Raw genomic sequence first — 23,898 nt, forward strand, 5'->3', positions numbered from 1 at the left:
AATCCCGACCGGCCGAGCGCGGTCGGGATGGCATCTGCGGCGGTTTGGCCCGCGCTCAGCGCACTTCGCGCAAGTCGTCGCGGGAGATTTGCAGCCGCACCTGGGTGCCGCTGGACAGCAGGTCGCCGGCGTTGCGGTTGAGCCGGTCCACCTGCAGCATGGTGCCGCCGGCGTCCACCTGGTAGCGGATGATGCTGCCCAGCAACTGGTGTTGGCGGATCACCGCCGGCAGCGTGTCTTCGCCGCCGTGCTCATGCCCCACCAGCTGGATGGATTCGGGGCGTATCGCCAGGTGGCCCTGGATTTCCAGACCCAGCAGCGCATGGCTCTGCTGCGCGGACAGCAGGTTGTAGTTGCCCATGAAGCGGGCGACGAACTCGGTGGCCGGCTGGGTGTAGATGGTTTCCGCCGCCCCCTCCTGCTCCACCTTGCCCTGGTTCATCACGAAGATGCGGTCGGACATGGTCAGCGCCTCTTCCTGATCGTGAGTGACGAAGATGGTGGTCAGGCCCAAGCGGCGCTGGATGTCGCGGATCTGCTCGCGCAGGTTTCTGCGGATGCGGGCGTCCAGCGCCGACAGCGGCTCGTCCAGCAGCAGGATGCGCGGCTCCACCACCAGCGCGCGCGCCAGGGCGACGCGCTGGCGTTGGCCGCCGGACAATTGGTGCGGGTAGTGGCGCTCGCGGCCGTTCAATTCCACCAGCGCGATCACTTCCGCCACCTTGCGGCGGATCTCGTCGGCCGAGCGCTTCTGCATTTTCAGACCGAAGGCGATATTGGCCGCCACGTCCATATTGGGGAACAGCGCGTAACTCTGGAACACCATGCCGATGCCGCGTTTTTGCGGCGACAGCCGGGTGATGTCCTCGCCCTGCAGGGTAATGCTGCCGCCGCTCGGGCTTTCGAAGCCGGCGATCATGCGCAGCACGGTGGTCTTGCCGCAGCCGGACGGGCCGAGGAAGGTGACGAACTCGCCGGCCTCCACCCGCATGTTGAAATCGTGTACCACGGCCTGCTGGCCGAATTGCTTGTTCAGATGCTTGATCTGCAGATATGCCATGATGGTTCCGTAGCGGGAGCTTAGTGTTGGTCGGCCGCCAGGGCGGCGCGGTTGCGGCTGACCACCTGCATCAGGCCCATCGCCGCCCAGGTGACCAGGAAGGCGATGATGGCCAGCGCGGCCGGCTCGTAGGCGCGGTTGGCGCCGATCAGCTGCAGATAGGGGCCGAAGGCCGGGCGCGCCAGCAGGCTGGCCAGCGTGAACTCGCCGATGACGATGGCGAAGGTCAGGAAGGCGCCGGACAGGATGGCGGTTTTCAGATTGGGGAAGATCACCAGGCGCAAGATGTCGAACCAGCCGCTGCCCAGGCTTTGCGCCGCCTCGGTCAGCGAGCGCACGTCTATCGCCGCGAGGCCGGTGTCTACCGAGCGGTACAGATAGGGCATGGCCAGCGTCACGTAGCCGAACACCAGCAACAGGTCGGTGCCGCGCTCGTTGCCGGTCAGCGGCAGCCAGCCGCCGCTGCCGTAGAGGCGCAGGTAGCCGAACACCAGCACGATGGCCGGGATCACCAGCGGGAGCAGGGTGATGAACTCGATCAGCGGGCGCAGCCTGGGCAGCTTGAGCTGGACCCAGAACGCCGTGGGCACCACCAGCAGGATGCCGACCAGGATGGTCAGGAGCGCCAGCACGGCGGAATAGCCGAAGCTCTGCTGGAAGCCGGGGTCGGTCAGCACCACCTTGTAGGCTTCGAAGCTGTAGCCCTCGCGGCGCATCTTCAGGCTGAATTCAAAAGTGGCCAGCAGCGGCAGCAGGAAGTAGCCGCCTCCCAGCAGGATGGCGATCCAGGCGCCCAGGCGCGAAGTAGCGGTGGTTTTCATGCGGACTCCCGGTGGCTGCGCTTGCGCAGCCAGATGTAGCCGGCATTGGCGCTGCCGGTGATCAGAACCATGCCCAAAGCCAGCGCGTAACCCAGGTTCTGGTCGTGCAGCACGTCGCCGTGGATCTGGGCGTACAGCAGGATGGTGACGATGTTGAGAGAGCTGCCGGTCAGCGCGTAGGCGGTGGCCACCGCGCCGAAGGCGTTGGCGAACAGTAGCAGCGCCGCGCCCACCAGGCTGGGCCATAGCACCGGCAGCGCGATGTGGCGCCAGTAGGCCAGCGGCGAGCCGCCCAGGCTTTCGCAGGCTTCGCGCCATTCGTCTTTCAGGCCCTCCACCGCCGGGGCGATGATCAGCACCATCAGCGGAATCTGGAAGTACAGATAGGTGAGGGTGAGGCCGGCGAAGCTGAGGATGGTGAAGCCGCTGCCGTACAGGTCGAAGTCCAGATATTTGCGCAGCAGCATGGTGACCAGACCCATCCGGCCCAGCGTGGACAGGAAGGCGAAGGCCAGCGGGATGCCGGCGAAGTTGGACGCCACCCCGGAAAAGGTGGTCAGCGTCGGGCGGATCCAGCCGGGCAGGCCGCCGCGGATGGCCGCCAGCGCCAGCAGCAGACCCAGCGCGGTGCCGAGCGCGGCGGAGGCGGCGCTGATCTCGAGGCTGATGCGGTAGGCGCTGAGGATATTGGGCTCGAACAGGCGGATGATGTTGCCCAGCGTGAAGTTGCCTTGCGCGTCCTGGAAGGCACCCACCATCAGCATGGCGGTGGGCAGGATCAGGAACAACAGCGCGAACAGCAGGAAGGGCGCCACGCCCAGCCAGGACAGGATGGCGCTGCGTTGCGGCTTATTGCTGGAGAGGCTGGTGCGGGGAGGGGACATGGTGTCGGATGATGCGGCCATCGATGTGTTTTCTCTTGCCAGGTAAAAGGGCCGCCTTCGGCGGCCCGATACGATGCTGCTGGATCAGGCTTACTTGACGCTGCTTCCCACCACGCTGTCCCACTGCTTGGTGATGCCGGCCTTGTAGCTTTCCTGCTGCTCTATGGTGGGGAACACCGCTTTCTTGTAGGCGGCGGCGTCCGGCAGCTTGCTCATCAGATCAGCCGGAATCTTCTTCTTGGCGGTCAGGTCGTTGAAGCGGATCGGATGGCAATAGCCCTTCAGCCAGGCCACTTGGCCTTCGTCGGAGTACAGGTATTCCATCCACAGCTTGGCGGCGTTGGGGTGCGGTGCGTAGGCGTTGATGCCTTGCGCGTAGACGCCGGCCACCACGCCGGTCTTCGGCACGATCACTTCAACCTTGGGGTTGCCCTTCAGGGTGTCGCGGTCGGCCAGCGCGTTGTAGTCCCAGCGCACGATGATGGGGGTGGTGCCCTGGGCCAGCGAGGCGGCCTTGCCGATCACCGGCACGAAGTTGCCGTTCTTGTTCAATTGCGAGAAGAACTTCAGGCCGGCGTCGGCGGACTTGTTCACGTCGCCCTTGGCCTGCGACAGGCCGGCGGCGAATACGCCCTGGATGGCCTGGTTAGCGGCGCGCGGGTCGCCGGCCAGCGCCACGGCGTTCTTGAATTCGGGCTTCAAGAGGTCGGCCCAGTCGGCCGGAGCCTTGCTGATCAGGTCCTTGTTGACCTGGAAGGTCAGCACGCCGTAGTAGTCGCCATACCAGTAGCCTTCCTTGTCCTTGGCGTTGTCGGGGATGGATTTCCAGGTGGATACCTTGTAAGGCTGCAGCAGGCCCTGGGCCTTTGCCTGCGGGCCGAAGGACAGGCCGACGTCGATCACATCCGGCGTTTGCGGGCCCTTGTTGTTCTTGTTGGCCTTGATGGCCTCTAGCTCGTCGGCGGAGCCGGCGTCCGGGTTCAGTTCGTTCACCTTGATGCCGTATTTGGCCTTGAAGCCGGCGATCACGTTGCCGTAGCCGCACCAGTCGTGCGGCAGGCCGATCACGGTCAGTTCGCCTTCCTTCTTGGCGGCCTGCACCAGCGCGGCCAGATTGTCCGCCAAAGCGGAGTTGGCGATCATGCTCAGCGCGCCGACTACGGCGGCGTAACCCAGTTTGTTCTTCATCATTGCTCCCCTTCATTGGCCATTGGCTTATCAAAACTTATGCGATGGTATGAGGGATTGATGACAAATACACGTCAGTAATATGACAAAATGGTTTCAGTGCTGGACAAGTGGCGGCGAGTCGGAAGAAAAAGCCGCCGCGGCGCCAGGCCGCGGCGGCCGGAGCGGGCTCAGGCGTGGGCCGGTTCGAGCGGCGCCTCCGCGTTCTGGCGGTCGAAGCGGCTGGCCAGGAAAGGGCGGATGTCCAGCGGCAATGCCTCGTGGTGAGCCAGCTTGTCCAGCAGCACGCCGGTGATGGCCGAGGTGAGGATGCCGGTGCGGAAGTGGCCGCAAGCGTTCAGATAGCCTTCCACGCCGTCCACCGGCCCCAATATCGGCAACTCGTCCGGCGTGCCGGGGCGCAGGCCGGCCCAGCAGCGCTTGATGTTGATGTTCTTCAGTTCCGGCAGGCAGCGCACCGCGCCCTGCACCAGGCCGTTGATCTCGGGATAAGTGGTGCTTATGTCGTATCCCTTGTCCTCGGTGGTGCTGCCGATCAGGATTTCGCCGTTGTCCTTCTGCGCGATGTAGCAGTCGCTGGTGGTGATGCAGCCGCGCAAGAGCTTGGGCATTTTCTCCGACAACACGATCTGGCCTTTCACCGGCTTCACCGGGATGGACGTGCCGGTGGCCCACTGGCACAGCTCGTCCGCCCATGAGCCGCCGGCGTTGATCAGCGTGCCGCAAGAAAATTCGCCGGCCTCGGCGGTGCGCACGCCGACGACGCGGCTGCCCTGGCGGAGCACGCCGGTGACGTTGGTGTTGAAGTAGATGTCCACGCCGTTCTGCCGCGCCGCCTCGGTGTAGGCGTCGGTCAGGCGGAAGGGGCTGACTTGGTGGTCGCACAGGAATTCCAGCGCGCCTTGGGCGCTGTGGCTGATATAGGGCTCGTTCTCGCGCAGCTGCGCCTGGTCCAGCCAGCGCACCTGGCTGGAAAGGTGGGGAATCTGCGCGGCGATATGCTCGGCGTACAGTTGGTCTTCCTCGTCGTAGATGACGAACTTCAGTCCGGTCTCCTCGAACTTGAAGTCCATTCCATGCTTGGCCAGCAGCTCCTGGTGCAGCGCAGGATACAGCGCGTTGGAGGCCAGCGCGAAGTCGAAGAAGCTTTGCGGCAGGATGTGCGGCGCGCTGGCGCTGACCGTCACGGCCGAGCCGGCGGCCTCGCGCTTGTGTTTGGCGGAGGTCATGCGGAAGAAGATCACGCCGCAGCCCAGGCCGACTGATTCGCCTATCGCCCACAGGCCGCCGGCCGAGGCGCGCGAGGCGTTGCCCGGCCGTTTGGCGTCTATCAGGGCGATTTTCAGGTTGCCGCGTTTGGACAGCTGGTAGGCGCAGGAGGCGCCGATGACGCCGCCGCCGGCGATCACGATATCGTACTGCTTCATGTCAAACCTCTTCCGTCTGTTGGGTGGCCATGGACTGGAAAGCCGAGAACGGCAGCGGGTCCAGCGGGAAGCGCGGCCGGATCCAGCCCACGTCCTTCTTGCCGGTGTGTTCGCGCAGCCTGTCGCTGCAATAGCCGACGCACATTTTGCCCTGGCAGTCGCCCATGCTGACGCGGGTGCGCATCTTCAGGCTGATCAGGTCGTTCACGCCTTGCTCCAGCGCGTTATCTATGTCCTGGCGGGTGGCGTGCTCGCAACGGCAGATCACCGTGTCCGGCCGGGGCAGAGCCAACTGGCCGGCGCCGCGGCGGGTGAAGCGGTCTATGCCGACGCGGAAGCGCAGGATCGCTGCCAACTGGTCCAGGCAGGCGCGGCGCTGCTGCATGGCTTGCTGTTCGCTGAGGATGTGGCGCTGCCAAAGAATGGACAGCGCGGCGATGCGGCCGGACAGCATCGCCGCCTCGCCGCCCCTCAGGCCGCCGATGTCGCCGGCCAAGTGGATGTGAGGCTGGCTGCTGCGTTGCCAGTCGTCGTTGACCGGCTTGAGGAAGCCATCGTCGTGGTACTGGTGCTCCAGGCCCATCTGCTGGGTCAACTGGGTGCGCGGGATGAAGCCGTAACCCACGGCCAGGGTCTGCGCCGGCAGGCGGCGCTGCTGCGACAGGTCGGCGTTCCAGTCGGCGTCATAGGGCGCGATGGTGATTTCCTGCAGCTCGGCCGAGCCGCTGCCCTCTACGATGCCCCAGCCGTAATGCAGCGGGATGCCGTGGCGCTTCAGGTAAGCCACCATGCTCAGGCCGTCCAGGAACAACTGCGGCTGGTTGAGCAGGACGATGGCCTCCTTGGCCAGCCGGCCGAAGGCGCAGGCTTCATAGACGCCGGCGATTTCGGCGCCGGCGCGGTGCAACTGGCAGGCCACCAGCGGCAGCAGCGGGCCGGTGCCTGCCAGCGCGGTGCGGCCCAACGGCTTGACCACGCCGCTCTTGATTTGCAGCTGCAGGCCGCCCAGCATGATCACGCCGGGCAGGGTCCAGCCGGGGAAGGGCACGCTGCGTTCGTGGCATCCCGCGGAGAGCAGCAGCTGCGAGTAGGGTACCGGTTGTACCCGCTCATCCGGCGAGAGGGCGAACAATTGGCCGCCGTCGCCGCCGACGACGCGGGTGTTCAGGCGGATGTCGATCTGCGGGCGGAATTGTTCGAACTCGCGGTGCAGCGCCTGCATATTGTCGCGGTAGCGCTCTCCCAGATAATCCAGCACCACGCCCTGGCGCAGCGGGCCGCGGTAGACCACCCCGCCCAAGCGCGAGGCCTCGTCCAGCAGGATGCTGTGCACGCCATGGCGCGCCAGCTCCATCGCAGCGGACATGCCGGCCGGGCCGCCGCCGACGATTACCGGTTTGCCGTTCATTTCAGGCCCTCCGTGTTCAGGCGGTTGCCGGCGGTTTCCACCCGCATGCCGGGCTGCACCACGGTCTGGCAGGCGCGGCGCTTGTGGCGGCCGTCGATGCGCACCTGGCAGCAATGGCAGACGCCCATGCCGCAGTAGGAGCCGGCAATCTGCTGGTTGTCGTTGCGGCTGAGCTGGCGCAGGCCGACAGCGTTCAGCACGCTGAGCACGGTTTCGCCGGCTGCGGCGGCAACCGGCTGGTTGTTGACGTGTATGGTCAATGTCTGGCCCTGCAGGGCCTGAATGTCGTGATTGCGGTGTAAGGACATGAAGCACCTTGCTGAATGATTGGTCTGGCAGGTTGTTCGCTTTTTACTGAATGGGAAGGCCCGCCAGCTTCCTCCCGCATCCAGTATTTCCGCAGCAACCTAGGGTCAGAAACCGTTGCGGTTAGCTGCTGAAAGCCTATGGTCTTATGTTTTTATAACAATAATGCTTTTAGCATGTAGACAATGTGGTTTGTTTAATAAAAGTCAACTTTTAGATTTAATTCCTAAAAAAGTGACAGGCAGACAGACTGTCTGTCACTTTTCCGCACTGGAATCATCGCATGGCAGATATTCTGGTTTCTTAATGAAAACTCACAAAGTAGGCCGCAGAGAAAATCTTTAACTAAAACGGATATGTTTTATGCCCCTGGCGGCTACAAATGCTTACATGCGGAAACCTAAATCCTGCTGAAGACGGACCGGCTCGGTGTAATGCTGTCGTCAGGCCCGGGTGGATGCCGGGACAGAATTGCCGCCGCGCAGCCATGGCCGGGAAGGCCGTGGCATGGCGAAGAATCGTTGAGGAGAAAAGGAATGAAATTGAAAAATGCTGGCATCAAGTGGCTGGGGCCGCTGATCGCCGCCGCCAGCCTGAGCGCCTGCGTGGTGACGCCGCCGCGCGCCCAGGTGGCGTATCAGCCGGCGACGGTGCGGCTAGAAATGCCGCGCGACTGGCGCCCAGCCGAGCATCCATATTACCTGCATGCAATGAGCGATCTGCGCCAGGCCAGGGCCTATCTGGCGCGGCAGGATTATCCGCAAATCATGGAGGACGAGCGCCACGCGGTGGCCGAGATCGACGCCGCGCTGGGTGAGATGCAGCGTGCGGCTTTCGAAGACGGCAAGCAGCCCTGGCGCTACGAGCAGCCCGACGCGCGCCTGAGTCCCACCGACCGTTTCCACAAGGCGCTGGAATTGCTTGGTTCGGCTCGCCGCGACGCCAGCCATCAAGAGGACGACCCGTGGGTGCGCGATCTGCAGCACCGCATCCTGCACCATGTCGATGCCGCGCACCATGCGGTACAGCAGGCCATCGACGACGCTTTGCGCTGAGCGCAAGCCCGATACCCGGTCTTACAAGGAGAGCAAGATGAAATTGTCCGGAATACTGATGATGTTGATGGTGGCCGCGGCCGGCAATGCGGTTCTGAGCAGCCAGGCTTTGGCCGACGGCTGGCGCGATGGCGATGCCTGGACCTGGCAGCAGCACCAGTGGCATCCCGAGGAGCACCCCTACTATCTGCACGCAATGACCGATCTGCGCACCGCGCGCGATCTGCTGGCCCGTCCGGACTATCCGCGGGTGATGAATGACGAGCGCCATGCGGTGGACGAGATCAACAAGGCCTTGCGCAAGATGCGCGACGCCGCCATCGACGACGGCAAGAACGTGGATGACCGCATGCCGCCGGACGCGCGCTGGAGGCCGGAAGATCGCTTCCACCAGGCCAAGGTGCTGCTGGACAAGGCCCGCCAGGACGCTACCCATCATGAAGACGACCCCTACCTGCGCTCCTTGCAGCGTGACATCGTCCATCACATAGACGAGGCGCGGCGCGCCATCGACTACGCGGTGTCCGACGCGCTGCGCTGAGTCCCGGCCGGCCGCCGGCATGTGACGGCAGATTGGGCTTGCGTTACCATCGGGCGGATAATAAAGCCTGATGGAGTATTCTAAAATGAGCCGAATTCTGGCGCTCTACACCGGCGGTACCATAGGCATGGACCACACTCCGGAAGGCCTGGCGCCCGTGCCAGGCCTGCTGCCGCGCCTGCTGCAGCGTTTCGCCCGCCCGGGCCTGGAGTTCGACATTGTCGAATTCGAGCATCTGATAGATTCCTCCTCCCTCGCTCCCCGGCAGTGGAACCAGATCATCGATGCCCTTGCCGCGCGCTACGACGCCTATGACGGCTTCGTCGTGATTCATGGCACCGATACCATGGCTTATACCGCCAGTGTGCTGGCCTTCGCCTTGCAAGGCTGGAAGAAGCCGGTGGTGCTGACCGGCGCCCAACTGCCGCTGGTGCATCCGCGTTCCGACGGCTGGGCCAATCTGGCCGATGCGCTGGAGGCGGCCTGCCAGCCGGATCTGCATGAAGTGGCGGTGGCTTTCGACCGGCTGCTGCTGCGCGGTTGTCGCGCGCGCAAGCTGGACGTGGAGCGCTTCGCTGGTTTCGCCAGCCCCAACGACCAGCCATTGGCCGAGTTCGCCATCCATGCCCATTGGCATCGCCAGCGCTGGTTGCCAGGCGAAGGAGAGCGGCGCGAGCTGCGAGTGGATGAAAATCTGAAGCTGGCGGCGCTGATGCTGACGCCGGGCCATGGCGGCGCGCTGGCTGGCCAGATGCTGCAGCAAGGCGGCCTGGATGGCGCCATCCTGCTCGCTTACGGCAGCGGCAATGCGCCCGCCGATCCCGCCTTATTGGCTGGCATCAAGGCGATGGCCGAACGCGGCTGCCCGGTGCTGACCCTGACCCAGGTGGTGCGGGGCGGCGTGGAGGTGGGGGCTTATGCCGCCAGCCAGCCGCTGGCGCGCGCCGGTGCGCTGCCCGGCGCCGACCTGACGCCGGAGGCGGCGCTGGCCAAGCTGCAGGTGCTGCTGTCCGCCGGACATGCGCCGGCGGAACTGGCCCTCAGGCTGCGGAGGCCGCTGCGCGGCGAGATGAGCGCCTGACGCCTGACCATGCTTCAGCAGGGTTGCCTAAAAAATGGGCAGCCCTTTTTTATCTTCAGGCTTCAACGACTTGGCGGGCTTTTCCACAGCGCGTCCACATGGCTTTGCACTGCTGGTGTGGGGAAAGGCGAAGGTTCTCGCGCCGATGGCGCGGGGGTGGTTTGCCGCGTGGCGATTAAAAAATAGGCGGAGGGCGGGAGTCGGCGTCAAATCAGCCACTTGCCCCGCTTGTCCACATGTCGCGCACAGGATTGTGTACCGCAAGTGGGGATTCCGCCGGCTGCGGGCATGGTCGATTCCGCTTAAAAAACAGGCAGTGCTGTTTTGCGCTTGCAGTTCAGTGGTTTGCCTCACCTATCCACAATGCGCCCACACGGCTTTGCACCGGCATTGGGGAAAAAGTTCCCGCTTGCTTAAAAAACAGTCAGCGCGGCGAATGGCCTGATAGTTCAATGGCTTGTCTGGCTTGTCCACAGTCAGCTCACAGCCCTGTCCCCGCAAGCTGTGAAAATCCGGGAAAGCTGGGCGCGCCGGGGTATAATGGCCGGCTCGGTTCCGGTGACTGCTGGCGGCGTCTGCCGGCGGCCGCGGACAGGATGTGTGGAAGATGCGGCAGAGTCAGGTCGGCGGGCCGATCCGGGTGGCGATAGTCGGCCCGGAGTCCAGCGGCAAGAGCACGCTGGCTGAGGCGTGGGCCGAGCGTTTGAGGCGGGAAGGCCGGCGCGCCGCCTGGGTGGCGGAATACTCGCGTGCCTATTATGCCGATCGGCCTTATATTTCCAGCATGGCGGACATTGAGGCGATAGCCGCGGGCCAGTTGACGGCGGAGGCGCGGGCAGCCTGCGGCGCCGACATCCTGTTGTGCGACACCACCGTGCTTACCTGCAAGATCTGGGCGGAAGTGGCTTTCGGCCGGGCATCTCCCGCGTTGCTGCGGCTGTACCGGCCGCAGGATTACGCGCTTACCTTGCTGACCCGGCCGGACATGCCGTGGCAAGCCGATCCGCTGCGCAGCCATCCCACCCAGCGCGACTGGCTGCTGGATCTGCACCGGCGGGAATTGGCCGACATGGGGATCGCCGCCGTCGAACTGGCGGGCGGACCGGAGGAAAGGCTGGAGCGGGCGGGGCAGGCACTTTTGCCGCTGCTGGCTGCCTAAAAAATAAGCGAATGAAAAAGCGGTTGTGGAATCAGCGGTTTGCCGCGCTTGTCCACAACGACTCCACAGCCTTGTCCGTCGGCGGCGTGGATAGCCGGCAAGAGCTGCCTAAAAAATGGGCGGCGAAAAAAAGATCAGACAGATTAAGGGCTTGGCGGCCTTGTCCACAGGCCGCTCACAAGCCTGTCCAGAATAGGTGTGCAAAATGAAAGAAACGTTCCGGCTCAACAGCGAATACATCGCCTTGTGCGATCTGCTCAAGGCCTGCAATGTCTGCCAGTCCGGCGGCGAGGCCAAGCACTTCATCGCCGAGGGCAATGTGCAGGTGGATGGCGCGCAGGAACTGCGCAAGACCTGCAAGATCCGCGCCGGCCAGCAGGTGAGCGGCGATGGTTTCCATATCCAGGTCGAGGCCGTCTGAGATGGATGACGCAACGGACGCCATGCCGGAGCCGCCGTTCGAGGTGGACGACGACATGTGCTGCGGCAGCGGCTGCGATCCGTGCATCCTGGATATTTACCAGCAGGAGTTGCGCGAATACCGCACGCGGCTGGCCGCCTGGCGGCAGCGCGAGGCGCTGCGGCGGGCTCAGGCAGGAGAGGCTGATGGCCGGCATTGATCTGCATTTTCATTCCCGCGTCTCGGACGGCGCGCTGTCGCCCACCGAGGTGATAGACCGCGCCGCCGCGCGCGCGCCCAGCCTGCTGGCGCTGACCGATCACGACTGCACCGCCGGTCTGGCCGAGGCGGCGGCGGCGGCGGCGGGGCACGGCATCGATTTCCTCAACGGCGTCGAGGTGTCGGTCACCTGGGGCCGGCATACCGTCCACATCGTCGGACTGGGCATAGACCCCGGTTTTCCGCCCTTGGCCGCCGGTCTGCAGCGCATCCGCGACGGCCGGGTGGAGCGGGCGCGGCAGATGGGCGAGTCGTTGGCGGCCGCCGGCATCGCCGGAGCCTTCGAAGGCGCGATGCGCTGGTGCGACAATCCGGACATGATAGGCCGCACCCATTTCGCCCGCCATCTGGTGGACTCGGGCGCGGTCAAGGATGTGCGCACCGTGTTCCGCAAATTCCTGACGCCGGGCAAGCCCGGCTACGTCGCCCACGACTGGGCCGGCCTGGAGGATGCGGTGGGCTGGATCACCGGCGCCGGCGGCATGGCGGTGATCGCCCATCCCGGCCGTTACGACATGGGTCGCACGCTGATCGAGCGGCTGATCCTGGACTTCAAGGCGGCGGGCGGAGAAGGAGTCGAGGTGGCCTGCGGCAGCCACAGCCTGGACGACATGCACAAATTCGCGCTGCACGCCGAACGGCACCAGTTGTATGCCAGCAGCGGCAGCGACTTCCACGCGCCGGGAGAAGGCGGGCGCGACGTCGGCTACACCGAAGCGCTGCCGCCGCTGTGCCGGCCCGTCTGGCAGGCGCTGAGCGCGCGCATCATCAGGCCGGCGGCCTGACAAGGACACCATCATGGCCCAGTTTTTCGTGATCCATCCTGACAATCCGCAGGCGCGGCTGATCCGCGAGGCGGTGAAAATCCTGCGCGAGGGAGGGGTGATCGCCTACCCCACCGACTCCTGTTACGCGCTGGGCTGCGCGCTGGGCGACAAGGCGGCGATGGAGCGCATCCTGCAGATCCGCGGCCTGGATCTGAAGCAGCGCCTGATGACGCTGGTCTGCCACGACCTGTCCGAACTGGCCAATTACGCCCGGGTGGACAACAGCCAGTTCCGCCTGCTCAAGAGCGCGACGCCCGGCAGCTACACCTTCATCCTGCAGGCCAGCCGCGAAGTGCCGCGCCGCACCCTGCACCCCAAGCGCTCCACCATAGGCCTGAGGGTGCCGGACCACAAGGTGGCGCTGGCCTTGCTGGAAGATCTGGGCGAACCGATATTGTCCTGTACCCTGATGCTGCCGGGCGATGCCGAGCCGCTGTCCGACCCCTATGAAATCCGCGAGCGGCTGGAGCATCTGGTGGACGCGGTGATAGACGGCGGCTGGTGCGGAACCGAGCCCACCACCGTCATCGACATGACCGACGGCGTGGAACTGGTGCGCCAGGGAAAGGGCGCGCTGGCGCCCTTCGGTCTTTGATTCATTCTTCAACCTTCGGAAAACTATGCAGTCACTTTCATTGATTCAGCAACTGGCGATCTCCATCCTGCCCATCCTTTTCGCCATCACCGTGCCGGCCGGCGCGCAGGCCTATATGGCCGACCACCTGGGCGACCGCACCGCCTTCATGACCGGCCGCCGCACTTTCAGCCCGCTGGCGCACATCGATCCGGTGGGCTCCATCCTGCTGCCGCTGGTGGGCGTGGCGCTGGGCGGCTTCATCATCGGCTGGCCCAAGTCGCTGCAGCTCAACGCCGGCGCCATGCGCAAGCCGCGCACCGCATTGGCCAAGGTGGCACTGGTGACACCGCTGGCCAATCTGGCGATGGCGCTGTTGTGGGCGGTGCTGATCCTGGCGTCCAGCCATGTGCCCGACTATTTTGGCGAGCCGCTGGCGCTGATGGCGCTGGTGGGCGTCAAGATCAACGTGGCGCTGATGATCTTCACCCTGATTCCGCTGCCGCCGCTGCCGGGCGGGGTGATTCTGCAGGCGCTGCTGCCGCAGCGCGCCGCCTGGCAATTTTCCAAGGTCGAGCCCTACAGCTTCTGGATACTGCTGCTGCTGATGTTCAGCGGCATCCTGGGCAAGGTGCTGCTGCCGCTGGTTCAGCTGATTTTCCAGTTGATCGTGGGGGTGGTGGCATTCTGAGCGGCGGCTGACCGGCCGCTCGGGTTGGTCAAACTGCCAGCGCGCCGTCATTTCGACGGCGGGCGGCAAGGAGAGGAGAGCCCATGGTCGATTTCAACCAGCTGGTCCAGCAGATAGCCATCTATGCCTTGCCGGTGCTGTTCGCTATCACGCTGCATGAGGCGGCGCACGCTTACGCGGCGCGCCGCTTCGGCGACAACACCGCCTACATGCTGGGGCGGATGACGCTCAATCCGCTCAAGCACATCGACCCGGTCGGCACCGTGCTGCTGCCGTTGCTGTCGCTGATGATGGGCGGCTTTATCTTCGGCTGGGCCAAGCCGGTGCCGGTGAATTTCAGCGCGCTGCGCAAGCCGCGCCAGCACAGCCGCTGGGTGGCCGCAGCCGGGCCGCTGGCCAACTTCGCCATGGTATTCCTGTGGGTGGGCCTGCTGAAGCTGGCGCTGTACAGCCACACCGCCTACAGCGAGCCGCTGCTGTTGATGAGCAAGGCCGGCATAGCCATCAACATCTCGCTGATGCTGCTCAACCTGCTGCCCATCCTGCCGCTGGACGGCGGCCGCATCGTCGAGAGCCTGCTGCCGCCCGGCTGGGCCTGGCGGTATGCGCAGACCGAGCGCTACGGCATGTGGGTTCTGCTGTTGCTGCTGGCCACCGGCAAGCTCGGGATCATCCTGCAGCCGTTTTACGGCTTGATGTATGATTTGATCCGAATGTTTTTCTAAAACCTTCCGCGGGGCCAGTCCTGCCGCCGGGCGATGCTGGCGGTTTTGCGCGCCCCGCGCCAATGAGAGCAAAATAGTATGTTCGCCAACCGCATTCTTTCCGGCATGCGCCCCACCGGCAGCCTGCACCTTGGCCACTACCACGGCGTGATCAAGAACTGGGTGGAGTTGCAGCACAGTCACGAATGCTTCTTCATGGTGGCCGACTGGCACGCGCTGACCACCAACTTCGACGACGTCTCCATCATCGGCAAGTCCATCAATGAAATGGTGATCGACTGGCTAGCCTCCGGCGTCGATCCGGAAAAATCCACCATTTTCGTGCAGTCGCGCGTGCCGCAGCACGCCGAGCTGCATCTGGCGCTGTCGATGGTGACGCCGCTGGGCTGGCTGGAGCGGGTGCCCACCTATAAAGACCAGATGGAGAAGCTCAGCCACAAGGATCTGACCACCTACGGCTTCCTGGGCTATCCCTTGCTGCAGGCCGCGGACATCCTGGTGTACAAGGCCGGTCTGGTGCCGGTGGGCGAAGACCAGGTGCCGCACATCGAGCTGACCCGCGAAGTGGCTCGCCGCTTCAACCACATGTTCGGCCGCGAGCCCAATTTCGAGGAGCTGGCGCGCGCGGCGGCGAAGAAAATAGGCAAGGCCGGCAAAGAGTTCGACCGGTTGCGCACCGCCTATCTGCAGGACGGCAACGCGGAGGCGCTGGAAGCGGCGCGCGCGATCCTGGCCGCCAGCCAGAATCTGGGCGGCGCCGACCGCGAGCGTCTGGCGGGATGGCTGGAGAACAAGGGCAAGACCATCCTGCCGGAGTGCGAGGCCAAGCTGACCGCCGCCTCCAAGATGCCCGGCCTCGACGGCCAGAAGATGTCCAAGTCCTACGGCAACACCATCACCATGCGCGAGGCGCCGGAGACGGTGAGCAAGAAGATCCGCGGCATGCCGACCGACCCGGCGCGGGTGCGCCGCACCGATCCGGGCACCCCGAGCCGTTGCCCTGTTTGGCAGCTGCACGAGGTGTACAGCAACGATGAGACCAAGGCATGGGTCAAGGCGGGCTGTACCAGCGCCGGCATCGGCTGCCTGGACTGCAAGCAGCCGGTGATAGACGCCGTGGTGCGCGAGCAGCAGCCGATGTTCGAGCGCGCCGAGAAATATCTGGCCAATCCCGGACTGGTGGCGGAGATACTTGCCGACGGCAACGCCCGCGCCGAGAAAGTGGCGCGCGCGACCATGTGCGACGTGCGCGAGGCGCTGGGCCTGGGCCGCTAGGCCGGCATCGAGGCGGCGCCTGGCCGGGAGGCTGGGCTGCCGCCGCTCAACTTTGCTGCAGCAGCTCCGAGACTTCCCGCACCACTTGCACCACGTCGCGGGCGCCGCTGCGGATTTCGGAAATCGCGCCGCGCGCCTGATCCGCCAGTTGCAGGCTGCTGTGGGTCAGCGTCTGCATCTGCCCCATGGCTTCGATCGCCGAGCGCGAGTCATCCTGAATGCTCTTGACGATGCCGGAGATCTGGCCGGTGGACTGGCTGGTACGCTCCGCCAGCTTTCTCACCTCGTCGGCCACCACCGCGAAGCCGCGGCCGGTTTCGCCGGCGCGGGCAGCCTCGATGGCGGCGTTCAAGGCCAGCAGGTTGGTCTGGTCGGCGATGTCGCTGATGGTGTTGACGATGGAGCCGATCTGGCTGGAGCTGTTGCCCAGTTTGGACAGGATGGTGGACGAGTTCTCCACGCTGTCGGCCACCCGGCTGATTTCGGTGGTGGCCTGCTCCAGCACGCTGCTGCCCTGGATCGACAGCTGTTCGGTGTTTTCCGAGGCCTGCACCGCGGATTGGGCGTTTTCCGCCTGTTGTTGCAGCCGCTGCATTTGTTCGCTGATGTCGGTGGCGAATTTCACCACCCGCACCGGCCGGCCGGTGGGGTCCAGCACCGGATTGTAGGTGGCTTGCAGCCAGATCAGTTGGCCGTTCTTGTCGATGCGGCGGAACTGGCCTTGTAGGAAGCGCCCCTGCCTGAGCTGTTTCCACAGCTCGGCGTATTCCGGGCTGTGCACATAGGCGGCTTCGCAAAGCATCTGGTGGTGCTTGCCTATGACCTCGTTCTTGCCGTAGCCGAACACTTGCAGGAAGTTGTCGTTGGCGTCGAGGATATTGCCCTGCAGGTCGAATTCGATCCGCGCCATCGACTGGTCTATCGCGGTGCGCAAAGCCTTGCTGTCCTGTTCCGCCTCGACTTGGCGGGTGATGTCGGTGGCGACCTTGATCACGCCGGTCACTTTGCCGGACGCGTCCATGATCGGCGAGTAGTTCGCCTCCAGCCAGACCTCGCTGGCGTCTTTGCGCAGGCGCAGGAAGCGGCCGGATTGGAATTCGCCGCGAGCAAGCTGCTGCCAGAAGTTGTGGTAGGCCGGGCTGTTGGCGTAGCTGGAGGGGCAGAAGATGCGGTGATGCTGGCCGACGATCTCTTCGCTGCGGTAGCCCATGGTCTGCAGGAAACTGGCATTGGCGTGGATGATGGTGCCCGAACTGGAAAATTCGATGAGCGCCATCGAACGCTCGATGGCGCTCAGCATATTGCGCGCTTTGTCCAGCTCCTGCCTAGTCTGTTCAAGGTTCTGGCTGAGTTTGCGGTTGAAAAAGGCCATGGAGAATATCCTTGTCGCGAGCTGTTGTTGACGAAACCATAATCGAAGCAACTGACTTTTACAGACTAATTCAGCATAAGTAAATTTACGGATTATTTTCCACTGATATTGCGTAAGAACGACGAACGGCGACCATGCGTGCATGGTCGCCGTTTTTCTTGCCGGGACGGGAGGGGATCAGTCCAGCTTGTATTGCACGCCCAGCGTGAAGGTGCGTCCGGTGGGGTCGTACTGGCTGGAGTCGTAATAGATTCCGGCATGCGAATCCCAAGGCGACCGGCGGTTGGCCAGATTCTGCACGGCGGCGGTCAGCGTGACGCGTTTGACGCCCTTGTAGCTGGCGCTAAGGTTGAAGGTGTTGGAGCTGCCCACCCGGCTCTGGTCGTCCGCGCCGCTGCTGAAGGCCTGGGTGTAGCCGTCAGTGTGGAACCAGGTCAGGGTGGACGACCAGTCGTGATTGTCCCAGCTGGCCGACGTCTGGCCTTTCCAGCGCGGCAGCGCGCCCAGCAGGTTGCTGCCGGCGCCTTCCTGCAGCGCGCCGCCCTGTTGCAGCGGCTGGCGGAAGGACAGCAGGCGGCTCCACTGCGCGGCCAGTGTCAGCCGGCCGCCGGCCAGCTTCCAGCTTTGCCTCAGGTCCAGGTCGAAGCCCGAGGTTTCGCGGTTCCCCAGGTTGGTGAACTGCTGGGTGATGGTCTGCAGCCGGCCCTGGCTGTCGCGTACGACTTGGCCGGGGTAGGCGCCGGGGTTGCGCACCAGATTGTCGACGTCTTCCAGGCCAATCACGTCTTTCTGGCGGATCCGGTAATAGTCGATGGCGATGCTGCTGTCCGCGGTCGGCGACAGCACCAGGCCCAGGTTGGCGTTGGTGGAGTGTTCCGGCTTGATGGCTGGATTGGCCACCACCAGGTGGGTGTAGCCTATGCTCTGGTTGGGGGTGATCGGATCGTAAGGGTCCTGCACGCTGCCGTAGCTGACCGCGGTGCTGTGGGTGATTTCCGGCAGCGACGGCGCGCGGAAGCCTTTGGACAGCGAGCCGCGCAGGGTCAGGCTTTGCAGCGGCTGATAGCGCAGCCCCAGCTTGGGCGAGAAGGCGCTGCCGAAGTCGCTGTAGTGGTCGGCGCGGGCGGCGGCGCTCAGGCTGAGGCTTTTCAGCAGCGGCACGCTCAGCTCGGAGTAGGCGGCCTGCACGTTGCGGGCGCCGTTGATCAGGTCCAGCGCCGGGCGCAATTCGGTGCCGCTGGTCACTGCGGCCGAGGTGCCGGCGTTCATCATCTCGCGCCGCAGCTGGTAGCCGGCGGCGAAGCCCAGCGGTCCAGCCGGCAACTGCGCCAGCTCGGTGCTGGCGGTGGCGTCGAAACTGGCGGTGCGGTACCAGGCCGGCCGCAGGGTGTTGATCAGCAGGCTGTCCTTCGTCGCCGCGCTGTTCTGCGCCGGATCGATGAAGTTGTAGCCGCCGCTGGCCAGCAGCTTCTCATAGGCGTAGCGGTTGACGAAGTTGTACGCGTACTCGCGCAGCCGGCTGTCGGAATACAGGCCCGACACGTCCCAGTCCCATTTGTCGCCGCTGCCTTTCACTCCCGCCAGCAGGCGGCGGAACGACACGCTGTCGGTCTTGTCGCGTTGGCCCAGGTCGAACAGGGTGGCGCTGATCGGAGTGGGGCCGGCGTTGGGATTGCTGGGGTTGCCGGCCGGCAGCACATTGCTGATGGACGTCAGCGATTGGGTGGCGGCGTTCCAGGCGCGCAGCGAGCTGGTGACGGACAGCGGCGGCCCGAAGATCTGGTTGCTGTGGCTGGCGCCGTATAGGAATTCGGCATAAGCCTCGGTGACGGCGTCCAGCCGGTAGCTGCCATGCAGCGCGGCATGGTAGCGCTCTATGCCCGGCATCAGCGTGGTGTATTGCGCCGGATTGTAGGCCCATACCCGGCCGCTCTTGCCGGGGTTCAGCGCACCGTAGTCGGTGTCCTGCAGCGGGCCGATGGCGTTGGGAAAGCGCTGGACCGGGTTGCCGTTGTAGTAGTTGGTGACGTTGCGCACCAGCGATCCGCCCGGTTGGCCGCGGAAGTCGTTGTCCTTCAGCCAGGAAACGTCGGTCTGGTCCAGCCGGTCGCGCTTTTGCGCGTCGAAGGAGAACCAGAGGTTGTAGCCGTCCTGGCCCAGATCGCCCTTGCCGGCCAGCAGATTGAACTGGCGTTCGTTCTGGCCGGTGCTGGCGTCGCGGCTGACGCTGGCGCCCAGCTCGGCGCCCTGATAGTCGGAGTAGAGGATGATGTTGACCACGCCGGCGATGGCGTCCGAGCCGTAGATGGCGGATGCGCCGTCCTTGAGGATTTCTATCCGCTTCACCGCCTTGAGCGGCAGCGAGTTCAGGTCGACGAAGGTTTCCTGCAATTCCTGAGCGGTGGCGTAGTTGGACACCCGCTTGCCGTTGACCAGAATCAGCGTGTTGCGCTGGCCCAGGCCGCGCAGCGAGATGCCGGCGGTGCCGGCGGAGAAGCTGCCGGTGTACTGCTCGTTGAAGCTGTTGCCGCTGTTCACCGCCAGCGAGCGCAGCACGTCGGGCAGACTGCTCTTGCCGCTGGCGGCGATGTCGGCGGCGCTGATCACCTGCACCGGATTGGTCTTGGCCTTCGAGCTGGCGCGGATATTGGAGCCGGTGACGGTGACGCGCTCCAGCGAATTGTCCTGGGAGGTGGCGTCGGAGGCGAGGGTGGCGAAAGGCAAAGCGGCGCCCAGCCCGGCCAGCAGCAGGGTGTGTTTCATCATGGAAAAAGCTTTCTTTGTTATTCGGGAAAGGCGGTCCTGCCCGGATTGCGCGGATAAATCAGCCGGGCAGCCGGGAACAGTGGCGAGGCGGGGAGTGGTGGCGGAGTGTGGCTGGCATCATCTTTCTGGATACAAAATACATAATGGAATATGCAAAATGTATCGACATTGACGATCGTTGTGAAATGAAAGATTCGGATTAGCTAATTCCCGGAGAGGGGAATTGCGCGCCGGCGGCAACGGCCGCCAGCTGGCGCGTGGGGGGCTTATTGTCCGGGGCGCAGCGCCTGCATCTGTTGGCGCTGGGTTTCCATGCAGCTCTTGAGCGCCTGCGGCGTCTGCGCCGCCTGGATGCAGCTTTGGCTGGTCTGCAGAATCTGGATGCGCTGGGCGTGCTCCTGTAGCAGCTTGGCCTTCATTTCGCCGAAGCGGGCCTGGCCGTGCGGGGCGGAGGCGCCGGGCGCGGCGCAGGCCAGCATCGGGGCGAGCAGCAGGACGACGGGCAGAATCTTCATGGTCTCTCCTTTGCGGTAGGCGTCTTCCGGAGATATACACCATGACCCGGCCGCGCGCTCAGTCCATGGCCTCCACCTCGCCGTCGGCGCCGACGCGGGCGCTGATCACTTTGCCGCTGGCGACGTTGCGCACCCGGATCACCTCGCCTTTGCGGCCGTTGGCCAGCGCCTCGCCGGCGTTGCTGACCTCTATGCCGTCCTGGCGGGCGACGATGCGCACTTCGCCGCCGCGCTTCACCAGCAGCGGCGCCTGCAGCTGCTTGCGGCGCAGCAGTTGGCCCTGGCTGAGGGCCGCGCGCGCCGCCAGGCCGAGCGGCGGGCTGGATGCACCGAACAGGTCGGCCGGCTCGCTGACCGGACGCTGGCTCCAGGCGATGTCCTCTTTCTGCAGCGGCGCGCCGGCGGGCAGGTCGCGCGCGGCGCTGGCCACCCTGGCGTTGACGCTGGCGCGGACGATGTAGTCGCCGCTCCAGTCCTTGTCCGGACAGCCGACGCTGAAGCGCATGCGGCTGAAGGCGCGGCTGTCCGTTGCCTCCACCCGCCAGGCTTGGACGCAGGCCGGCAGATCGCGCGGCGGCAGCAGTTGCAGGCGGATGTCGGCCTGGCCCAGCCCGGCGTCGGACAGCCGTTGTTGGATCAGCTGGACGGCGTGCTGCCGGACGGCTTGTTCGGCGGAGTTGCCGGCCTGAACGGGCAGGGAGAGCAGCAGGCCGAGCAGCGGCCATGCCTGTGTGTATCGTGGTTTCGTGAATTTTGCCATTACAAACCGCGTGGTAATTGTTGCGTATACGATGCCGGGCTCGCTTATTAGTATCGCTTTCCAATAGAAAGGCTATTTCTAGTCAATAGCTTGAACATGGTAGTGAACTGATAGGGTCAAGGCAATGGGCATGCATCTGGACAAGGCCCTGAGCGTCCACCCCGAGGCCTTGCGGCTGCGGGCGGAGCGGACCCGGGTGCTGGCGTCGAATCTCGCCAACGAGAACACCCCGGGTTATCAGGCGCGTGACATCGATTTCAAGGCGGCGCTGGCATCGTCAGGCGCCGATTCTTCCATGGCGCTGGATGACGGCGGCGGCGATTTGATGTACCGGCTGCCGAACCATCCCTCGCGCGACGGCAACACCGTCGAGCTGGGCGTTGAGCAGGCCGAGTTCTCGCAGAACGTTTCCGAATTCCAGACCAGCCTCACCTTCATCAATATGAAGCTGCATGGCTTGGCCAAAGTCATCGCGGGGTAAGCAAGCATGTCATTCCGGGATATCTCGCGCATCGCCGGCTCGGCGATGACCGCGCAGACCGTGCGTCTCAACACGGTGGCCAGCAATCTGGCCAACGCCGACACCGCCGCCGGCACCGAACAGGCGGCCTATCACGGCCGCAAGCCGGTATTCAGCAGCCAGATGCAGGGCGAGGGCATGGGCGTGCAGGTGCTGGACGTGGTGCAGAACCAAGAGCCGGTGCGCAAGGCGCACGAGCCGGGCAATCCGCTGGCCGACGCCAGCGGCAATGTTTTCTACAGCAATGTCAACGCGGTGGAAGAGATGACCGACATGCTGTCGGCCAGCCGCGCTTTCCAGACCAACGTCGAGGTGCTGTCCAAAGTGAAAAGCATGCAGCAGGACCTGCTGAAGCTGGGAGACAACGCATGAGCGTGGATCAGGCGCAATCGAAGCCGTTCGCCGCGGGCGGCAACGGCCAGCAAGCGGGCGGGCAGGGTGTGGCTCCGGCCGCCGGCCAGAGCGGCGGCGGCAACGACATGTTCATGACGCTGCTGCTGGCGCAAATCCGCAACCAGAGTCCGCTGGACCCGGCCGATCCGTCGCAGTTCGTCAGCCAGCTGGCGCAGATGAGCCAGATGCAGTCCACCCAGGGCATGCTGAGCCAGTTGCAGAGCCAGGGCGCGATGCTGCGCGAGCTGCAGGGCGTGGCGCTAGGCGCGCAGGTGGGCAAGAACATGCTGGTGCAGACCGACCGCATCCGCAGCGACGGCCAGGGCAGTCTGTCCGGCCGCGTCACCCTATCTGGCGCCGAGGAGCACGCCACGCTGACGCTGACCGACGCCGCCGGCAAGCGCACCCTGGTCGATCTGGGCAAGCGCGCCGCCGGCGCGTCCGATTTCAGCGTCAAGCTGGCCGACTACGGCCTTGTCGCCGGGGACTACCAGGTGGAACTCTCCACCGCGTCGAAAAAGGCCGGCCTGCTGGAGTTGCAGGCCGCGGTCAGCGGCGTGCGCCTGCCGGTCAACGGCGGCGAGCCGACCATCACGCTGGCAGGCCTGGGCGACTTTCCGTCCTCTTCCATATCCGCCTTGCTGGGCAAGCCCGGCAGTTCCGCTTAAAGCCCGTTCCGGAGACCACCATGAGTTTTGAAATCGCTCTGTCAGGCATCAACGCCGTCAACAACCAGCTGGGCAGCATCAGCGACAACATCTCCAACTCCGGCACCTACGGCTTCAAGTCCGGCCGGGTCACCTTCGCCTCTGCCTACGCCGGCAGCCAGGCGATGGGCGTCAACGCCAACGCCAACAACCAGAACATCGGCCGCAGCGGCGGCGTGGTGTCCACCGGGCGCGCGCTGGACGCCGCCATCGACGGCCGCGGCTTCTTCGTGTCCAAGAGCGTCGCCGGCGCGATGACCTACAGCCGGGTCGGCATCTTCAACACCGACAAGGACGGCTATCTGGTGGACAACTACGGCGGCCGCATGCAGGGCTATGCCAAGTCCGACGCCGGCGCGCTGGGCGCGATCGGCGACATCCAGATCCCTACCGGCAACATCCCGGCCAAGCCCAGCGACTCGCTGCAGTACACCGGCAACATGTCCTCCGGCTGGGCGGTGCAGACCATCCCGTTCGACAAGGGCACCAATCAGAGCTTCAACTATTCCAACGTGTCCAACGTCTACGACTCGCTGGGCAACAAGCACAACCTGACGCAGTACTTCTGCAAGACCGCGGACAGCACCGTCACCGTGCACTACGTGCTGGACGGCAATCCGCTGGCCACCACCACCGACCTCAAGTTCGACACCAACGGCAAGCTGACCGCGCCGGCGGCGACCGTAGCCCTGAATCTGGGCTCTCCGGCCGGAGCTTCCCCGCTGAGCGTGGCGGTGGACTATACCGGCACCACCCAGTTCGCCGGCGAGGCCAGCACCAGCCGCAGCGCCAGCAATGGCTACGCGCCGGGCGCGCGCACCGGCGTCAGCCTGGGCGAGAACGGCGAAGTGATCGTCAGCTACAGCAATGACCAGAAGATGACGGTGGCGCAGCTGGCCATCGCCAATTTCGCCAACGAGAACGCGCTGACCGCCGGCTCGCAGACCAGTTGGCAGGAATCGGCCGGCTCCGGCGCGCCGCTGTTCTCCACCGCCGGCAGCAGCATGGCCGGCAAGCTGGCCACCGGCTCGCTGGAGCAGTCCAATGTCGACGTCACCGCCGAACTGGTCAGCCTAATGACCGCGCAGCGCAACTACCAGGCCAACACCAAGGTGATCTCGGCGGAAAACCAGGCGATGCAAGCGCTGATGCAGGCGGTGTAAG

Annotated in this window: 25 protein-coding genes and 2 pseudogenes; 15 read left to right on the forward strand and 12 right to left on the reverse strand. The window is 64.8% G+C overall.

The window, feature by feature from the left end; genetic code table 11:
* Window positions 1–55: 55 nt before the first annotated feature.
* From BI347_RS13950 to hcnA, 7 genes are all read right to left on the reverse strand, one after another.
* On the reverse strand, window positions 56–1,060 hold the full coding sequence (locus BI347_RS13950; RefSeq protein ID WP_071112443.1) for an ABC transporter ATP-binding protein: 1,005 nt from the start codon (window positions 1,058–1,060) through the stop codon (window positions 56–58).
* 20 nt (window positions 1,061–1,080) lie between these two features.
* A complete protein-coding gene (locus tag BI347_RS13955) occupies window positions 1,081–1,881 on the reverse strand; it encodes an ABC transporter permease (protein WP_071112444.1) in 801 nt (266 codons plus the stop codon).
* Window positions 1,878–2,786: an ABC transporter permease gene (locus tag BI347_RS13960; protein ID WP_071112445.1), complete on the reverse strand. Its 909-nt coding sequence runs from the start codon at window positions 2,784–2,786 to the stop codon at window positions 1,878–1,880. The genes BI347_RS13955 and BI347_RS13960 overlap by 4 nt, the downstream gene beginning before the upstream one ends.
* Before the next feature lie 69 nt (window positions 2,787–2,855).
* On the reverse strand, window positions 2,856–3,956 hold the full coding sequence (locus BI347_RS13965) for an ABC transporter substrate-binding protein (RefSeq protein ID WP_071112446.1): 1,101 nt from the start codon (window positions 3,954–3,956) through the stop codon (window positions 2,856–2,858).
* Window positions 3,957–4,123: 167 nt separating this feature from the next.
* Window positions 4,124–5,380, reverse strand: a complete 1,257-nt coding sequence (hcnC, locus tag BI347_RS13970; RefSeq protein WP_071112447.1) for a cyanide-forming glycine dehydrogenase subunit HcnC — start codon at window positions 5,378–5,380, stop codon at window positions 4,124–4,126.
* Between the two features lies 1 nt (window position 5,381).
* Complete coding sequence (locus BI347_RS13975; RefSeq protein ID WP_071116126.1) at window positions 5,382–6,788, reverse strand: FAD/NAD(P)-dependent oxidoreductase; 1,407 nt, start codon at window positions 6,786–6,788, stop codon at window positions 5,382–5,384.
* Entirely contained in the window at window positions 6,785–7,096 is a 312-nt protein-coding gene (hcnA, locus tag BI347_RS13980; protein ID WP_071112449.1) for a cyanide-forming glycine dehydrogenase subunit HcnA, read from the reverse strand. Before hcnA ends, BI347_RS13975 begins: the two co-directional genes overlap by 4 nt.
* Before the next feature lie 534 nt (window positions 7,097–7,630).
* On the opposite strand from hcnA, the gene BI347_RS13985 reads away from it, so the two are divergent.
* From BI347_RS13985 to BI347_RS14035, 11 genes are all read left to right on the forward strand, one after another.
* On the forward strand, window positions 7,631–8,149 hold the full coding sequence (locus BI347_RS13985; RefSeq protein ID WP_083338879.1) for a hypothetical protein: 519 nt from the start codon (window positions 7,631–7,633) through the stop codon (window positions 8,147–8,149).
* 37 nt (window positions 8,150–8,186) lie between these two features.
* Window positions 8,187–8,690, forward strand: coding sequence for a hypothetical protein (locus tag BI347_RS13990; protein WP_083338880.1), 504 nt, complete (start codon window positions 8,187–8,189; stop codon window positions 8,688–8,690).
* 85 nt (window positions 8,691–8,775) lie between these two features.
* Window positions 8,776–9,771, forward strand: a complete 996-nt coding sequence (locus BI347_RS13995; protein WP_071116127.1) for an asparaginase — start codon at window positions 8,776–8,778, stop codon at window positions 9,769–9,771.
* A gap of 607 nt (window positions 9,772–10,378) precedes the next feature.
* Entirely contained in the window at window positions 10,379–10,930 is a 552-nt protein-coding gene (locus tag BI347_RS14000; RefSeq protein WP_071112451.1) for an AAA family ATPase, read from the forward strand.
* Between the two features lie 205 nt (window positions 10,931–11,135).
* Window positions 11,136–11,351: an RNA-binding S4 domain-containing protein gene (locus tag BI347_RS14005; RefSeq protein ID WP_071112452.1), complete on the forward strand. Its 216-nt coding sequence runs from the start codon at window positions 11,136–11,138 to the stop codon at window positions 11,349–11,351.
* A gap of 1 nt (window position 11,352) precedes the next feature.
* Window positions 11,353–11,550: an oxidoreductase-like domain-containing protein gene (locus BI347_RS14010; protein ID WP_071112453.1), complete on the forward strand. Its 198-nt coding sequence runs from the start codon at window positions 11,353–11,355 to the stop codon at window positions 11,548–11,550.
* A complete protein-coding gene (locus BI347_RS14015; protein ID WP_071112454.1) occupies window positions 11,537–12,394 on the forward strand; it encodes a 3',5'-nucleoside bisphosphate phosphatase in 858 nt (285 codons plus the stop codon). The genes BI347_RS14010 and BI347_RS14015 overlap by 14 nt, the downstream gene beginning before the upstream one ends.
* A 13-nt stretch (window positions 12,395–12,407) precedes the next feature.
* Window positions 12,408–13,031 (forward strand): L-threonylcarbamoyladenylate synthase, encoded by a 624-nt coding sequence (locus BI347_RS14020; protein WP_071112455.1) that lies wholly within the window; start codon window positions 12,408–12,410, stop codon window positions 13,029–13,031.
* 25 nt (window positions 13,032–13,056) lie between these two features.
* Window positions 13,057–13,701: a site-2 protease family protein gene (locus BI347_RS14025; RefSeq protein ID WP_071112456.1), complete on the forward strand. Its 645-nt coding sequence runs from the start codon at window positions 13,057–13,059 to the stop codon at window positions 13,699–13,701.
* A gap of 83 nt (window positions 13,702–13,784) precedes the next feature.
* Window positions 13,785–14,426: a site-2 protease family protein gene (locus BI347_RS14030; RefSeq protein WP_071112457.1), complete on the forward strand. Its 642-nt coding sequence runs from the start codon at window positions 13,785–13,787 to the stop codon at window positions 14,424–14,426.
* A gap of 78 nt (window positions 14,427–14,504) precedes the next feature.
* The gene (locus BI347_RS14035; protein ID WP_071112458.1) at window positions 14,505–15,701 is read left to right on the forward strand and encodes a tryptophan--tRNA ligase; all 1,197 of its coding nucleotides are present in this window, start codon (window positions 14,505–14,507) and stop codon (window positions 15,699–15,701) included.
* A gap of 46 nt (window positions 15,702–15,747) precedes the next feature.
* Here the strand turns inward: BI347_RS14035 and BI347_RS25000 are convergent.
* The 5 genes and pseudogenes from BI347_RS25000 to flgA form a co-directional block, all read right to left on the reverse strand.
* Window positions 15,748–16,089, reverse strand: a pseudogene (locus tag BI347_RS25000) (methyl-accepting chemotaxis protein); the annotation flags it as partial.
* Window positions 16,090–16,302: 213 nt separating this feature from the next.
* A pseudogene (locus BI347_RS25005) lies at window positions 16,303–17,217 on the reverse strand (PAS domain-containing protein); the annotation flags it as partial.
* A gap of 33 nt (window positions 17,218–17,250) precedes the next feature.
* Window positions 17,251–19,839: a TonB-dependent receptor plug domain-containing protein gene (locus tag BI347_RS14045; RefSeq protein WP_071112460.1), complete on the reverse strand. Its 2,589-nt coding sequence runs from the start codon at window positions 19,837–19,839 to the stop codon at window positions 17,251–17,253.
* A 266-nt stretch (window positions 19,840–20,105) separates the two neighbouring features.
* Complete coding sequence (locus tag BI347_RS14050; RefSeq protein ID WP_071112461.1) at window positions 20,106–20,354, reverse strand: hypothetical protein; 249 nt, start codon at window positions 20,352–20,354, stop codon at window positions 20,106–20,108.
* A gap of 58 nt (window positions 20,355–20,412) precedes the next feature.
* Window positions 20,413–21,114 carry a flagellar basal body P-ring formation chaperone FlgA gene (gene flgA / locus BI347_RS14055; protein WP_071112462.1) on the reverse strand — a complete coding sequence of 234 codons (702 nt, stop codon included), beginning with the start codon at window positions 21,112–21,114 and terminating at the stop codon, window positions 20,413–20,415.
* 130 nt (window positions 21,115–21,244) lie between these two features.
* On the opposite strand from flgA, the gene flgB reads away from it, so the two are divergent.
* Genes flgB through BI347_RS14075 form a run of 4 tightly spaced genes read left to right on the forward strand, consistent with a single transcriptional unit; the run spans window position 21,245 to window position 23,897 of the window.
* The gene (flgB, locus tag BI347_RS14060; RefSeq protein ID WP_275638016.1) at window positions 21,245–21,595 is read left to right on the forward strand and encodes a flagellar basal body rod protein FlgB; all 351 of its coding nucleotides are present in this window, start codon (window positions 21,245–21,247) and stop codon (window positions 21,593–21,595) included.
* 6 nt (window positions 21,596–21,601) lie between these two features.
* Window positions 21,602–22,006 carry a flagellar basal body rod protein FlgC gene (flgC, locus tag BI347_RS14065; protein ID WP_071112464.1) on the forward strand — a complete coding sequence of 135 codons (405 nt, stop codon included), beginning with the start codon at window positions 21,602–21,604 and terminating at the stop codon, window positions 22,004–22,006.
* Window positions 22,003–22,695, forward strand: a complete 693-nt coding sequence (locus BI347_RS14070) for a flagellar hook capping FlgD N-terminal domain-containing protein (protein ID WP_083338881.1) — start codon at window positions 22,003–22,005, stop codon at window positions 22,693–22,695. Before flgC ends, BI347_RS14070 begins: the two co-directional genes overlap by 4 nt.
* Window positions 22,696–22,715: 20 nt before the next feature.
* On the forward strand, window positions 22,716–23,897 hold the full coding sequence (locus BI347_RS14075) for a flagellar hook protein FlgE (RefSeq protein WP_071112465.1): 1,182 nt from the start codon (window positions 22,716–22,718) through the stop codon (window positions 23,895–23,897).
* The last annotated feature ends 1 nt before the right edge of the window (window position 23,898 follow it).

The sequence above is a fragment of the Chromobacterium sphagni genome, from assembly GCF_001855575.1.
Lineage (GTDB): Bacteria > Pseudomonadota > Gammaproteobacteria > Burkholderiales > Chromobacteriaceae > Chromobacterium > Chromobacterium sphagni.

Bases quoted from the DNA above. Each gene is read 5' to 3' on its own strand.
- BI347_RS13950 (WP_071112443.1), bottom strand. From the start codon at position 1,060: ATGGCATATCTGCAGATCAAGCATCTGAACAAGCAATTCGGCCAGCAG.
- BI347_RS13955 (WP_071112444.1), bottom strand. From the start codon at position 1,881: ATGAAAACCACCGCTACTTCGCGCCTGGGCGCCTGGATCGCCATCCTG.
- BI347_RS13960 (WP_071112445.1), bottom strand. From the start codon at position 2,786: ATGGCCGCATCATCCGACACCATGTCCCCTCCCCGCACCAGCCTCTCC.
- BI347_RS13965 (WP_071112446.1), bottom strand. From the start codon at position 3,956: ATGATGAAGAACAAACTGGGTTACGCCGCCGTAGTCGGCGCGCTGAGC.
- hcnC (WP_071112447.1), bottom strand. From the start codon at position 5,380: ATGAAGCAGTACGATATCGTGATCGCCGGCGGCGGCGTCATCGGCGCC.
- BI347_RS13975 (WP_071116126.1), bottom strand. From the start codon at position 6,788: ATGAACGGCAAACCGGTAATCGTCGGCGGCGGCCCGGCCGGCATGTCC.
- hcnA (WP_071112449.1), bottom strand. From the start codon at position 7,096: ATGTCCTTACACCGCAATCACGACATTCAGGCCCTGCAGGGCCAGACA.
- BI347_RS13985 (WP_083338879.1), top strand. From the start codon at position 7,631: ATGAAATTGAAAAATGCTGGCATCAAGTGGCTGGGGCCGCTGATCGCC.
- BI347_RS13990 (WP_083338880.1), top strand. From the start codon at position 8,187: ATGAAATTGTCCGGAATACTGATGATGTTGATGGTGGCCGCGGCCGGC.
- BI347_RS13995 (WP_071116127.1), top strand. From the start codon at position 8,776: ATGAGCCGAATTCTGGCGCTCTACACCGGCGGTACCATAGGCATGGAC.
- BI347_RS14000 (WP_071112451.1), top strand. From the start codon at position 10,379: ATGCGGCAGAGTCAGGTCGGCGGGCCGATCCGGGTGGCGATAGTCGGC.
- BI347_RS14005 (WP_071112452.1), top strand. From the start codon at position 11,136: ATGAAAGAAACGTTCCGGCTCAACAGCGAATACATCGCCTTGTGCGAT.
- BI347_RS14010 (WP_071112453.1), top strand. From the start codon at position 11,353: ATGGATGACGCAACGGACGCCATGCCGGAGCCGCCGTTCGAGGTGGAC.
- BI347_RS14015 (WP_071112454.1), top strand. From the start codon at position 11,537: ATGGCCGGCATTGATCTGCATTTTCATTCCCGCGTCTCGGACGGCGCG.
- BI347_RS14020 (WP_071112455.1), top strand. From the start codon at position 12,408: ATGGCCCAGTTTTTCGTGATCCATCCTGACAATCCGCAGGCGCGGCTG.
- BI347_RS14025 (WP_071112456.1), top strand. From the start codon at position 13,057: ATGCAGTCACTTTCATTGATTCAGCAACTGGCGATCTCCATCCTGCCC.
- BI347_RS14030 (WP_071112457.1), top strand. From the start codon at position 13,785: ATGGTCGATTTCAACCAGCTGGTCCAGCAGATAGCCATCTATGCCTTG.
- BI347_RS14035 (WP_071112458.1), top strand. From the start codon at position 14,505: ATGTTCGCCAACCGCATTCTTTCCGGCATGCGCCCCACCGGCAGCCTG.
- BI347_RS14045 (WP_071112460.1), bottom strand. From the start codon at position 19,839: ATGATGAAACACACCCTGCTGCTGGCCGGGCTGGGCGCCGCTTTGCCT.
- BI347_RS14050 (WP_071112461.1), bottom strand. From the start codon at position 20,354: ATGAAGATTCTGCCCGTCGTCCTGCTGCTCGCCCCGATGCTGGCCTGC.
- flgA (WP_071112462.1), bottom strand. From the start codon at position 21,114: ATGGCAAAATTCACGAAACCACGATACACACAGGCATGGCCGCTGCTC.
- flgB (WP_275638016.1), top strand. From the start codon at position 21,245: ATGCATCTGGACAAGGCCCTGAGCGTCCACCCCGAGGCCTTGCGGCTG.
- flgC (WP_071112464.1), top strand. From the start codon at position 21,602: ATGTCATTCCGGGATATCTCGCGCATCGCCGGCTCGGCGATGACCGCG.
- BI347_RS14070 (WP_083338881.1), top strand. From the start codon at position 22,003: ATGAGCGTGGATCAGGCGCAATCGAAGCCGTTCGCCGCGGGCGGCAAC.
- BI347_RS14075 (WP_071112465.1), top strand. From the start codon at position 22,716: ATGAGTTTTGAAATCGCTCTGTCAGGCATCAACGCCGTCAACAACCAG.